Raw genomic sequence first — 14,525 nt, forward strand, 5'->3', positions numbered from 1 at the left:
AATTCCAATTTAAACTCAAAAAAAAGTGCCAAATACAAAACTGCATTGGCACATTATCAAATTTTCTAATTAATCAACCCTTTTACTTCATCAAAATTCAATCCTCCGTAATTTCCTGAACTCATCAATAATAAAGCAGAGTTTTCAAGATTCAAGTTGAATAAATATTCTTTGAATTCGGCAGGATTCGTATAAATAATTAAATCTTCACGATTAAAAGCCGCCGCAATTTGCTCATAAGTCACTTCTTCGAGTTGTTTAATTTTTACTGCATCAGGTGAATAAAATACTACCGCTACATCTGCATATTCAAGTGCTCCTTCGTATTCTTTCAAGAATTCGGCATTCAAACTACTATAGGTATGCAATTCTAAACATGCTACTAAAGTTCTGTTTGGATATTGTTCTTTTACCGCTTTTGTAGTTGCAGCCACTTTACTTGGTGAATGCGCAAAATCTTTATAAGCAACTTTTCCTTTTCCTTCAGCAATTTTCTCAAGTCGTTTAGAAGCTCCTTTAAAACTTGCAATAGCTTCGTAAAAATCAGCTTCGTCAACACCCATGTTTTGGCAAATCCATTTGGCTCCAGCCAAATTATTTAAATTATGCGCACCAAATACTTCGATTGGCATATCCCCTTCCGGAGTTTTTAATAATGTTACTCCGTCACTAACTGTATATTCCGGTGTATGATACGCTAATTTACGAATTGGGTTTGTAGCCGCTTCAGCAACACGTTTTACTTCCGGATCATTTTCGTTATAAACTAAGATTCCACCATTTGTAATTTTTGCAATAAAAATCTCAAATTGCTCTACATAATTTTCATACGTTGGAAAAACATTAATATGATCCCATGCAATTCCAGAAATCAAAGCAATGTTTGGCTGATATAAATGGAATTTTGGACGTCTGTCGATAGGAGAAGATAAATATTCATCACCTTCCAAAACCATAAAATCATTTTCTTCAGTAAGATGCACCATCGTATCAAAACCTTCAAGCTGTGCTCCTACCATATAATCAACTTCGATATTATGATAATGCATAACGTGCAAAATCATCGAAGTAATCGTTGTTTTTCCGTGAGAACCACCAATTACAACACGCGTTTTATTTTTAGATTGTTCGTGTAAAAATTCAGGATACGAATATATTTTCAATCCCAATTCCTGCGCTTTCAACAACTCCGGATTATCTGCTTTAGCATGCATTCCAAGAATTATCGCATCAATATCGGCAGTGATTTTTTCAGGAAACCAACCTAACTCAGCAGGTAAAATTCCTTTTTTCTCTAATCTTGATTTTGATGGCTCAAAAATAGCATCATCACTACCTGTAACCTGATATCCTTTGTTATGTAATGCCAATGCTAAGTTGTGCATAGCGCTCCCGCCTATTGCGATGAAATGTGTTCTCATTTAAATTCCAATTTTTTAAAATTCCAAATTCCAGTTTTTGTTGGAATCCAATTTTGAAACCGATATTACGCTTCAAACTTTCTTTTTAATTCCTGTGCCTTTTTAGGGTCTTTTAATTTATTCAAATATAAATTATATAATTTTTGAAATGTAACTTTTGATTTACCAATTTCATTTGCTTTCATATAATTTTTTTCTGCTGATATATATCTTTTGAAATATTCATCAATTCTTCCTCTCGACAAATACCCATCCACAGGCGAAAATTGCGACAATTCATTCGAATAAGAAATTGCTTTCGATTCACTACCTCCCAAAATTCCGGGTAATTGCAAGTATATTTCGATCAATGCCCATCTCGCCTGAACGTGTTTTGGATTTAAAGCAATCGCTTTTTCAAATGCTTCCTTCATATCGTCAACCATCGTAAAAGCCTTTATTTTATTAACTTCCGCTGCTCTCATAGCCAAACAACCACCATATTTAAAAAAGTAATCGGCTTCCGTAGGTTTCAATTCTTTCAATTTCTTGAAATACTCCGCTCCTTTTACCCATGATTTTTGATGCGCTTCAATCTCTCCTAAATATTCGAGAGTTTTTATATCTAAAGGTTTTGTTTTTAGAATCCCTTCAAAAATAATTTGTGCTTCAGCATATTTTTTAGCTTGAAACAACTTCTCTCCTTTTTCAAAATTCGATTGCGACCATCCAAAAATGGGCATCAAAACAAAAAAGAATAGCAGTTTTTTCATGGTTCAAAAATAAGGAAATATAAAATGTATCATTTGCTTTTAGAGATAAATTAGTAATTTGTACGAAATTATTTTACAACGTTCCCAACCTTTATTCCAAAACCGCACTCTATATACCAAAACCACCTTATGAAAAATATCTTATTTGTTCTCCTTTTGTTCACAACAGCTTTATTTGCGCAACAAAATGATAAAAAATGGACTAAAGTTACCTCTTACGAAAATGAAGGTAAAATAAAATCTGCAAGCAAAATTGTTGATCAAATCTACAAGAAAGCTGTCTCAAAAAAAGATGAAGTTCAAATGATAAAATGTTTTTTTTATCATTCTAAATATCTTCAAGTCCTGGACGAAAATGCAAAAGCTAAAATCTTAAGCAATCTTAAAACCGATATTAACAAGGTTTCAATACCATCAAAAGCAATTTTGAATTTAGTTTATGCGAAATGTTTAAATAATTATTCTAATTATGATTACGCAGTCGTGGTTGTTGACAGTGCAGCGGCAGTTGTAGACGAAGCAACAGCATTAATAGATTCTGCTGCTGCAACGATAGATACGTCTGCTGTTGACGGTATAGCAATTTCTCAACCAAGTGATGCAAATATTGAATTTACAACCGAAAAAGAAGTCATTGCAGTTCTCGAAAAAACATTAGAAAACGAGTCTATTCTAAAAGCTACTCCACTCACCAATTATCAGACTATTTTTGATTTTTTGTCTTTAGAAAAATTAAAAACAGAAAATTTATATGATTATCTACTTAAAGAAAACATCGAATTTTTTACCGAAAAGATACAGAACTGGCAAATTCAAAATAGTGAAATAGCAGTGCATAAAAACGAACTTTTAGGAAATTCAGAAGCATTTTTGAAACTTGACTTAAGTTTTATAAAAGATGAAAATCTAAGAAAAGTTATTGCTTTATATCAAAAGTTAGAATTAAGTAATCCTTCTTTAGAAAATCAATTTAACCGAATTATATTCTGCAGTGATTTCATACCGGAACCTACGGATGATCTAACGAAGTATTTAAATGATCTTCAACAACAGACGAACGATAAGATTCTAACTCAAAAAATTCTGCTAAAAAAGGCTGAACTTCTACTTGCTCAAGCTTCAAAAGAATTACATCCGGATTATAAAATTGAAGCTGTCAAAATGTATGATGATATTATAAAAATCAACGATAAGTCTAATGCAGCTCAAACCGCTTTACAGCAAAAACAAAACGTTGTTTCCAAATCATTGGATATTCGACTTAAAAAATACAGTTATACAAAAGAGAATACCAGAGCTTTTATCAACTATAAAAATATCGACAACTTAAAAATATCTTTTTACAAAATAGATCAAAAAAAGCTCAAAAAGTTTTCAGACTCTGAAATATACTACAAACAAGATAGTTTAACTGAAGTCATTATAAAAACCCAAAATGCAATTGTGTCTAAAGGATATCAGCTTCAAAACAAAAAAGACTATTTTGAGTATACAACAGAAGTCCTGTTGCCACAATTAGAAACAGGAAGTTATCTAGTTTATTTCGAAAGTGATTCTGGATTAAAAGACAAAAAAGCTTCTGCATTTGAAACGATGACTGTTTCAAACTTAAGTATTCTCGCATCTAAAGAAGACAGTAAACAAAACTTTCAGGTTCTGGATCGAAAAACAGGAAAACCTCTTGAAAATGTATCCATAAAATCATCCTATTATACCCTTAAAACAGATTCAAACGGATTGGCCTCTTATAATGGACTTAACAATCATTCTTATTATGATCACATTGAATTTTCATTAGATAATGATACTATTTTTCCAATGCAAAATTATATTCGATATATCCAGCCGTATAATACCAATGAATACAAAACTTTAAACGCTAAAGTCGAGTTTTATTTGGATCGTGCTATTTACCGTCCCGGGCAAACTGTATATTACAAAGGAATTGCAATTCAAAAGCAAGAAAACAAAACGAGAATTGTTGCCAATACTTCTTTTAAAATTATGGTTAAAGATGCCAACTATCAAAATTATAAAGAATTTGAAGTTACCACAAATGAATTTGGTTCATTTTCAGGAGAATTTGTTTTACCAAAAAGCGGTTTAACTGGTAATTATAATATTTATGCAGTAAGACCCGAAGATTCTACAAACGGAAACTTTGATCTAAAAACCAAACCAAATGAATCTTTCTGGAAAACGGTAATACTTGAAAGCGCAGGAATTAATTTTAGAGTTGAAGAATACAAACGTCCAAAGTTTAAAGTTGATTTTGATCCTAAAAAAGAAAGTTTTCAGGTAAATCAGTCCATTAAAGTAAACGGAACAGCAAAAGCATTTGCAGGAAGCAATATTTCTGATGCAAAAGTGACTTATACTGTAAATCGATTTACAAGTTATTTTAGAAATTATTACGGTCAGGAACAAAACGAAACTATAGCAACTGGCGAAACCAAAACAGATGCTTCTGGTAAATTTGTAATTGAATTTAAAGCCGAACCTTCAAAAAATGCAATCAAAGAACAATTACCCGTCTTTAACTATAGAATAACGGCTGATATTACAGATATTAATGGCGAAACTCACACTTCAGAAACCATCATAAAAGTAGGTTATCATGATTTGATTATCAACGCAGGTATTCCAGGTCGTATTGAAACTAAAAACAAAAATGAAATCATCCTTACAAGTACCAATTTAAACGGAGAATTTTTAGCAGCAAAAGGCGAAATTAAATTGTATTTCGTAAGTCCCTTTTCTAATAAATTCAAAGAACAAGTTTGGCCAAAACCAGAAATCGAAACCATTTCAGCATCTGATTTTGAAAGATTGTTTCCGTATGAAATTCGCGATATTAAAAATGACAAAACCAGCGAAACTTTATTATTCTCAAAGAAAATAGATACTGAAAAAGACAAAAAAATAGCGCTGGATTTTATTTCAAATTATAAATCCGGAAATTATAAAATTGTTTTTTCGGCAAAAGATACTTTCAATAATCCTATAGAATCCGTTTCGACTTTTGAAATCAAACAAAGTAAAGACAAGTTTAATCCGAGTAAATTATTTACAGCAGAACAAATTAATAGTGATCCTAAAAAAGATGGTTTTGTCGAAGTCAAACTTTCGTCTGTAATTCCAGATCTATATATCATTGCAACCGGAAATTATGGCAATCAAACCTATTTTGAAAACACATATCATTTACAAAACAATGAGGTTACAATCAAAATTCCGTTAAAAAATGAATTTGAAAATTCAATGCGTTTGAGTTTTCAAAGCATTTTTGAGAATGAAATTTTTGATGATGAAATAAACGTTCCATTAAAAACAGAGGAAACTAACCTAGAATTTATTGTCGAAAGTTTTAGAAATAAAATCGAACCCGGAAGTGCTGAAAAATGGTCATTTAAATTAAAGTCAACCAATGCAAAAACCGAAGCAGAAGTTTTAGCATCTATGTATGATAGTTCTTTAGATCAGTTTACAAAAAGAGATTGGAATATTTTAAACATAACTAATTACCGTTACAACTCCTCGAATTTTAAATCTGGTTTAGGTTTCGAAAGTATAAATGCTACATTAGAAAACCTCGACGAAGATCCGTCAATAGATGAATTCTATAAAGAAGAAACAAAATTAAAATGGTTTGGTTTTGACTTCGACAATAGTCGATACGGAGATTCATTAGGTTTGACAATAGTAGATATCAAAGACAAAAAAGTAGGCAGTGAAACTATCAAAGGAGATCCTGATGCAGTTTTAACAGTTGACGAACCTGTTGGCTCAGGAACTGCAGCTGTTCTCGAAGAATCAATGTCAGCAAATGATGATAGTGTACAATTTGTAAAACCTGCTTATATGAAGACTAGTGATACTTTAAACAATCCAGAATATTACTTTCAAACTAGCAAGCTTAAATTTATACCTGGAAAAAAAATCATACGCGGTTTAACTTCAATGGTAGTTGATGGATCTACATTATATATAATTGATGGAGAAATTTCTTCAGAAAATAATTTCAAAAAAATAAACCCTGATGAGCTTCTGGACATAGAATTTTTAACTGGCAATAAAGCAACAGCACTTTACGGAAGCAGAGGTGCAAACGGCGTTATAATCATAACAACAAAAAAAGCCCTAGAAGCCTTAACCCAAGTAAAAGCAAGGAAAAATCTTTCAGAAACTGCTTTCTTTTTACCAAATCTAAGAACGGATGCAAGCGGAAAAATAAGTTTCAACTTTACTTCACCAGAAGCTTTAACGGCTTGGAAACTTCGTTTATTCGCACATAATAAAGATGCTGTTTCAGTTTTGTTAGAGAAAAGTGTTGTGACTCAAAAAGAGTTAATGCTTTTGCCAAATTTTCCACGTTTCTTTAGAGAAAAAGATACGATTGTAATCTCGGCTAAAATTTCGAATGTTACAGATAAAGCCAAAACAGGAATTGCCATTTTGCAGTTTTTTGATGCCACAACAATGCAACCAATTGATGCAAAAATGCTGAATGCAAAAAATGTGAGAAATTTTACTGTTGGTGCTTTCGGGAACACAACGGCAACTTGGACAATTTCGATTCCAGAAGGTTTGCAAGGCGTGCAATATAAAATCTTAGCCAAATCCGGTGATTTCTCAGATGGAGAAGAAAATATACTTCCGGTTCTAACAAACAATATGTTGGTTACAGAAAGCATTCCGGTTTGGGTTCGTGAGAATTCGACTAAAGAATATACGTTTGAGAATTTAAAAAACAACAATTCAAGGACTTTAAAAAATCACCAGCTTACATTTGAATATACTTCGAATCCTTCGTGGATTGCGATTCAGTCTTTGCCTTATTTAATGGAATATGAACACGAATGTGCAGAACAAACTTTTGCTCGTTTTTATGCCAATGCTTTGGCTTCAGAAATTATTTCGAGTAATCCGAAGATTGCAACTGTTTTTGAAGATTGGAGAAAAAATGGAAAACTGAATTCGAAATTAGAAGAAAACGAAGAATTAAAATCGATCATTCTGGCAGAAACGCCTTGGCTAAATGATGCACAAAGCGAAGACGAAAAGAAAAAGAATCTTGCACTTTTATTTGATTTAGAGAAAATGAAAACTTCTCAAGAAGCTACTTTCGAAAAATTAAAACAAAAGCAAAAACCATCAGGAGGATTTTCATGGTTTGACGGAAATGACGAAAGCGAATATATTACCAGACATATTCTGGCTGGTTTAGGTCATTTGGCTAAACTAAATAAAACGAAAGAGAGTGATGAAAAAATTGATGCTATCGCCAAAAACGGAATTCCGTTTCTGGACAATAAATTCCTGGAATATTATAAAGGTCGAACAAAAAACTTAAAAGCAACTGATAAAATAATCTGGATCAATCCTTATTCTGATTTGCATTATTTATATACCAGAAGTTTTTATTTAGACAAATATCCCCTTTCTGATACGCTGAAAAAAGCAACAAAATTGTATTTGCAAACAGCCAAAAAAGATTGGTTAAATTATTCTATTTATGAAAAAGGATTAGCTGCTTTGACTTTAAACCGTTTTGGTGAAAGTGAAACAGCCAAGAAAATCATCGAAAGTCTAAAAGAAACTTCATCAAACAATGAAGATTGGGGAATGTACTGGATTGCCAACAAAGCAGGTTGGTATTGGTATCAGGCGCCTATAGAAACTCAGGCTTTATTGATCGAGGCTTTCGCCGAAATAAATCAAGACACCAAATCTGTAGATGCCATGAAAGTTTGGTTATTAAAAAATAAACAAACTAAAAACTGGCCAACAACAAAAGCAACTACTGAAGCAATTTATGCTTTATTAATGCAAGGAACCGATTGGCTATCTGTAAAAGACAATACTGTCATTAAAATTGGAGACGAAAAAATCCTGACGAAAAAATTATCCGAAAACGAAAAAGAAGCTGAAACCGGATATATCAAACTCAACTGGAAAGCCAATGAAGTTAAAAAAGAAATGGCTTCAATAAGCATTCAAAACAAATCTAAAGTTCCAGGTTTTGGAGGTGTTTATTGGCAGTATTTTGAAGATTTAGATAAAATCAAAACCAATTCAGGAGCAGTTTTATCGGTTTCTAAAGAATTATATCTGAAGAAGAACTCATTAAAAGGAGATCAATTAGAAAAAATTACAACTAAAAATCCATTAAAAACTGGAGATTTAGTTACAGTAAGATTGATTATCAAATCTAAAGAAGACATGGAATTTGTTCATCTAAAAGATATGAGAGCTTCGTGTTTTGAACCCGTAAATGTACTTTCGGAATATCAATATAAAGATCGTTTAGGATATTATAGGAGCACAAAAGATGCTGCAACACATTTCTTTTTTGACCGAATCAATAAAGGAACTTATGTTTTGGAATATGATATTCGCGTAAACAACAGTGGAGAATTCTCCAACGGAATTACCACAATTGAAAGCATGTATGCTCCGGAGTTTGCAAGTCACACCAAGGGAATTCGAGTAAAAGTGAATTAAAATTCCAAAAAAATCGCCACGAATTCACGAATTTTTATTTTAATTAATTCGTGAATTCGTGGCGAAAAAAAATACCATAAAAAAAACCCGACAAGTTATTGAAACTTGTCGGGTTTACTTTTATAAATAAATAAATTGAGATTATTTGATAATCGTCATTTCATCAATAATATTTTTAGCTCCGGCGTATTTGTCAATAATCCAAAGTACATAACGAATATCTACGTTGATTGTTCTTTGTAATTTAGGATCAAAAATAACGTCTCCAGCCATTGCTTCGATGTTTCCGTCAAAAGCAATTCCAATTAATTCACCTTTTCCGTTTAAAACCGGAGAACCAGAATTTCCTCCAGTAATATCATTATCAGTTAAGAAGTTCACTGGCATGTAACCTGCTTTATCAGCATATTGACCAAAATCTTTTGCTTTGTTTAATTCTAATAAACGTTTTGGCAAATCAAATTCCTGATCTCCTGCTTTATACTTTTTAACCATACTTTCCATGGTCGTATAGTTATTTATTTTAGCATCATTACGTGGATCTGCAGGCAAGGCTCGAACTTTTCCGTAAGTTAATCTCAAAGTAGAGTTAGCATCCGGATATTGAATTGCATTCAATTTTGATACTCTTAAACCTTCAACAAGTTTGCGGTAAGCAATTGCAAAACCATCATCAGCTTTTGCCTGATCATCTGTTTTAGCACGGTACTTTGTCAACAAATCATTAGAAATGATGTACAAAGGATCGTGTACAATTGCCAATGGTTTTGGATCAGCCATAAATGCAACTACTTTTTCTTTAGAAGTAAAGTAACTTATTTCAATTGCTTTTGCAACGTCAGTAGTGAAATCACCATTATTCTCTGATTTCATTTTAGCAATTTGTGGAGCTAAACCATATTCAGCAGCTTTAGAAGCGTATAAATTCAATTGAGCCGTTAACACATCTTTTTCAAGCGGTGCATAAAATTCACCATAAATGTTATCGATCATTGTATTAATCTTAGGTAACATTTCAGCTTTTTTAGCATCATTCTCATTATAATAAGCGATCAATGCGTTTCCTAAATTTGCAGGTCCTGTTGCATAACTTGAAGTACGCAAAAGTTGCGTTAAGTAATTATCATGAGTAGCTTTTAAGTTTGTTTCTCTGTAATAATCATTAATAGTTGGAATTACATTTTCGTACTTTTCTTTATTAGCCGGTTTAGCTGCCCACTCGTAGAACTTATCTTCTTGTTCACTTTTTGTAGCTGCAGTTCCTGCTTTTGTTAAAGCATCGATCATACCCTGACGGTTTTTCCAGTAGTTTGCTGTCGAAGCATATTTAGATGCATATTGCAAACGAACTGTCGCATCTTTATCCATATACTTTTTCATTTGGTCCATTCCGGTTTTAGCACCTTCAACCCAAGCAGGATAAGCAAACTTAACGTTTTGCTCAATTCCACCAGCAGGCATCCAACGGTTTGTTCTTCCTGGATATCCTAAAATCATAGCAAAATCATTCTCTTTTACACCTTTAATGCTTATTGGTAAGTAATGTTTAGGCTGCAAAGGCACATTGTCTTTAGAGTAAGCTGCAGGATTCCCGTCTTTATCAGCATAAACTCTAAACATAGAGAAATCTCCTGTTTGACGAGGCCACTCCCAGTTATCAGTGTCTCCACCAAATTTACCAACACTTTCCGGTGGCGTTCCAACTAAACGAACGTCTGTATAATCTTGGTAAACGAAATAGTAATATTCATTACCCTGAAAGAAAGGACGAACAGAAACAGTGTATTTTCCACCTTCATTGTTCTCTTTTTCGATCAAAGCAATTTCTTGCTGAATCACTTTATTTCTTTCTGTTTCTGTCATTTTATCATTTACTTTTGATAAAATTCTTTTAGAAACGTCATCCATACGAACAAAGAAACGAACGTATAAAGATTTTGGTTTCATTTCGGCACTTCTTTCTTTTGCCCAAAAACCATCTTTCAAATAATTTTGTTCAGCTGTCGAAAGTTCAGCGATTGCATTATATCCACAGTGGTGATTTGTCAAAACCAATCCGTTTTTAGAAACGATTTCTGCAGTACATCCTCCATTAAACTGTACAACAGCATCTTTCAAACTATGATGATTAATACTATAAATTTCTTCGGCTGTTAATTGCAAGCCCATTTTTTCCATATCTCTATGGTTCAATCTTTCGATAAACATCAAGAACCACATTCCTTCATCTGCTTTTACCGGAAAAGCCATTAGGCACATGGTCAAGAATAAAACTATTTTTTTCATGTTATTTTGTTTAAGTAATGCGAATATAACTCATTTTCGCAACAAAAAATAGCACATATCAACAAAACCAAAAGATACTGGATTAATTTTAAGACAATTTTACGAAATTCACAATTTCAAAAAGAGAAAAATATCATCTTTTCTTTCACTTCTTCTTCCAAGAAACTCTTAAAACTTAAAATAAAAACAGTTAAAGCTTGCTAATTTAATGTCTTAATTGTAAAAATTTACTTTCGTATGTAAAAACATAAAATAAATTATTTCTTACAAATTTTAATTCCATAAGTTTGTCATCAACTATTTAATCAAAATAAAATGAAGAAATTATTATTAGCTGTTGCGTTATTAATTGCAACAATCACAAATGCTCAAAAAGGGTCAATCTTGTTAGGCGGAAATGTTGGATTTGCATCAGAAAAAATTGGTGACGATAAATTTGAAGGATTTGAATTTTCTCCAAAAGTAGGATATCAGTTTACTGACCATTGGACTGCAGGAGTTGAAGGTTCAATCAAGAACTACAAAGAAACAGGTTCAGTGAGACAAGAAGCATACAAAATTGGAGCTTTCGCACGTTACTCAACACCTCTTTCTGAGTTGTTCTCTTTCTATACAGATTTGGGAGTTGGTTATCAAGACACAACATTAAATGATGCTAAAGGAATGTACGCAAGTTTAACACCGGCATTGTTCATCAACATGAAAAAAGGTTTTGGTTTAAATTTCTCTATTGGAGGAATAAACTACGATAACCTTTCCGGAAAAGGAATTCCGAGACAAGAACGTATTGGTTTTGACTTTGGAAAGAATTTCAATGTTGGAATCTCTAAAAATTTCGGACTTTAGTTCTAACTAAAACTCATCTGAAATAAATTTGTTTTTTTCGTTTGAAACAAAAAACCCGACAATTTGAGTTGTCGGGTTTGAATTTTTAAAATATAACGTTTACTCGTTTAACATTTTCCAAAGTTTATCTTTTAAGTCAGTCAAACCTTGTTGAGCAACAGAAGAAATAAACATATAAGGAACATCTTTGAAAGCAACATCAAGTTCTACTTTCAATTCTGCTTTAAGTTCATCATCCAGCATATCACATTTTGAGATTACAAGAAGACGTTCTTTATCTAACATTTCAGGATTGTATTTCGTTAACTCATTAACCAAAATATCATATTCACCTTTTATATCCGGCGTATCAACAGGAACTAAAAACAACAATGTTGAATTACGCTCGATGTGACGCAAGAAATAATGTCCTAAACCTTTTCCTTCGGCAGCACCTTCAATAATCCCGGGAATATCAGCAATTACAAACGATTGATAATCTCTGTAAGCTACAATTCCTAAGTTTGGTTTTAGAGTTGTAAAAGGATAATCGGCGATTTTTGGTTTTGCAGAAGTCAATACAGAAAGTAAAGTTGATTTTCCTGCATTTGGGAAACCTACTAATCCAACATCTGCCAAAACTTTAAGTTCGAGAATCACATCCATTTCTACTCCCGGTAAACCAGGCTGTGCGTATCGTGGTGTTTGATTGGTTGAACTTCTAAAATGCCAGTTTCCTAAACCTCCTTTTCCTCCTTTAGAAAGAATTCGTTTTTCACCATCTTCGGTAATTTCGAATAAGGTTTCTCCGGTTTCTTTGTCTTTTACAACAGTTCCTAAAGGTACTTCGATAAATTTATCATCTCCATCAGCACCAGTACTACGGTCTCCTCCTCCATCTCCACCGTGACCGGCTTTGATATGTCGGGCAAATTTCAAATGAAACAGTGTCCAAAGTCCTTTATTTCCAACTAAATACACGTGTCCTCCTCGACCACCATCACCTCCGTCAGGGCCTCCTTTTTCAATAAATTTCTCTCTATGTAAATGTGTAGATCCTTTTCCTCCCTTTCCGGATGAAACATATATCTTAACATAATCTACAAAATTTCCTTCTGTCATTTTTCCTTGTTTATATATAGTTTCAAGTTTCAGGTTTCAAGTTTCAGGTTAGCGCAACGCACTTAACTTGAAATTTGAACATAATAAAACTTGAAACAAATTCTATTTACTCTTTAAGTGCTTTTACCAACACTTTATCAATCTTTACACCATCCATATCGATGACTTCCAGTACAAATTTTTGCCAGATTAATTTTTCGCCTTCTTTTGGAATATGAGAAAGCTCCGTCATAATCATTCCGCTTACGGTATTTACTTCGTAATCATTTGTCAATTCGTCTAACTCAAAATAAGTTAAGAAATCATGTAATGAATAATGTCCGTCAACCAACCACGAACCATCTTCTCGTTCGATTAATTGGAATTCGTCTTTATAAAAATCAGATGCATCTCCAACTAAAGCTTCAAGAATGTCATTTAAGGTAATTATCCCTTGAAAAACACCATATTCATCAGAAACTAAAGCGTAATGCACACCTGTTTTTTTGAAATTTTCCAACGCTTTGTAAGCTGTTGTTTGCTCCATTAAATAAGGAGCATCTATCATTATTGCGTTCAAATCGAAATGATCACTTTCGATGTTGGCAAATATATTTTTTAAGGTTACGATTCCAACAATGTCATCGTAATTGTCTCTATAAATCGGATAAACAGTATGTAAATCCTGAAGAACTAATTCCTTTATTTTTGCTTTGTCAGCGCTAAAAGGTAACATGTCTACAGATTTACGATGCGTCATTAACGAATTTACTTTTCTGTCACCAATATGAAAAACACGCTCCACGATATCTTGTTCGATTTCCTGAACTTCTCCTCCTTCGGTTCCTTCTTTAATAATAGCTTTAATTTCCTCTTCGGTTACTTTTCCGTCAGCTGAAGGTTTTATTTGTAAAACATTCAATAAAAAGTCAGTCGAAGTAGTTAACAGCCAAATAAAAGGTGCTGTAATAATCGAAACAATTTTCATTGGTAATGCTACCATTTTTGCAATTGATTCAGGATAATTCAAACCAATTCTTTTTGGTAATAACTCTCCTAAAACTAATGAGAAAAATGTTAATACAACTACGACAATCCCAACTGCAACTGAATGTGCGTATGGTTTTAAAACGGCAAATCCGCTAACGAATGTTTCTACATCTATCGTGATTTTATCACCACTATAGATACCTGTCAAAATTCCGATTAAGGTTATTCCGATTTGTACTGTAGACAAAAACTTGTTTGGCGAATTGGCTAAATCGAGCGCAATTTTGGCACTTTTATTTCCTTTTTTTGCGGCAGTTTCGAGTCTATTTTTTCTTGCCGAAATAAGTGCAATTTCGGACATAGAGAAAACGCCGTTTAATAGTATTAGAAAAAATATTATTAGTATTTCCAATTTGTGGATTATTCGTTATTTAATAGTTCGTTAATGTAATTTGCAATTTCAATATTTCATAGCCCTCCCGATAGCTATCGGGAGGAGTGAAAAGCCCGGAGCTAAAAAAACTAATTTTTCTTGCCAGAAAACAGTCTACTCCCGAAGCATCGGGATAAGCTCGTTTTATGGTATAGAAAAATAGTTTTTTTTAGCGTCCCGATAGCTATCGGGATTTCACGTACAGCTGGAATA

7 protein-coding genes are annotated in these 14,525 nt (G+C 32.8%); 2 read left to right on the forward strand and 5 right to left on the reverse strand.

The window, feature by feature from the left end:
- Positions 1-65: 65 nt before the first annotated feature.
- Positions 66-1,421 carry a UDP-N-acetylmuramate--L-alanine ligase gene (gene murC / locus CHB81_RS11070; RefSeq protein ID WP_089351939.1) on the reverse strand — a complete coding sequence of 452 codons (1,356 nt, stop codon included), beginning with the start codon at positions 1,419-1,421 and terminating at the stop codon, positions 66-68.
- 65 nt (positions 1,422-1,486) lie between these two features.
- Positions 1,487-2,173, reverse strand: a complete 687-nt coding sequence (locus tag CHB81_RS11075) for a lipopolysaccharide assembly protein LapB (protein ID WP_089351940.1) — start codon at positions 2,171-2,173, stop codon at positions 1,487-1,489.
- A gap of 129 nt (positions 2,174-2,302) precedes the next feature.
- On the opposite strand from CHB81_RS11075, the gene CHB81_RS11080 reads away from it, so the two are divergent.
- Entirely contained in the window at positions 2,303-8,677 is a 6,375-nt protein-coding gene (locus CHB81_RS11080; RefSeq protein ID WP_089351941.1) for an alpha-2-macroglobulin, read from the forward strand.
- Positions 8,678-8,818: 141 nt separating this feature from the next.
- Here the strand turns inward: CHB81_RS11080 and CHB81_RS11085 are convergent, their stop codons facing one another.
- A complete protein-coding gene (locus CHB81_RS11085) occupies positions 8,819-10,963 on the reverse strand; it encodes a S46 family peptidase (RefSeq protein WP_089351942.1) in 2,145 nt (714 codons plus the stop codon).
- Positions 10,964-11,278: 315 nt separating this feature from the next.
- Between CHB81_RS11085 and CHB81_RS11090 the strand changes: the two genes are divergently transcribed.
- The gene (locus CHB81_RS11090; RefSeq protein WP_089351943.1) at positions 11,279-11,809 is read left to right on the forward strand and encodes an outer membrane beta-barrel protein; all 531 of its coding nucleotides are present in this window, start codon (positions 11,279-11,281) and stop codon (positions 11,807-11,809) included.
- A gap of 99 nt (positions 11,810-11,908) precedes the next feature.
- Here CHB81_RS11090 and obgE read toward each other — a convergent pair whose 3' ends face one another.
- A complete protein-coding gene (gene obgE / locus CHB81_RS11095; protein ID WP_089351944.1) occupies positions 11,909-12,910 on the reverse strand; it encodes a GTPase ObgE in 1,002 nt (333 codons plus the stop codon).
- Between the two features lie 106 nt (positions 12,911-13,016).
- The gene (locus CHB81_RS11100) at positions 13,017-14,291 is read right to left on the reverse strand and encodes a hemolysin family protein (protein ID WP_089351945.1); all 1,275 of its coding nucleotides are present in this window, start codon (positions 14,289-14,291) and stop codon (positions 13,017-13,019) included.
- Between the last annotated feature and the right edge of the window lie 234 nt (positions 14,292-14,525).

Origin of the sequence: Flavobacterium sp. ov086 (assembly GCF_900187965.1) — a bacterium.
Lineage (GTDB): Bacteria > Bacteroidota > Bacteroidia > Flavobacteriales > Flavobacteriaceae > Flavobacterium.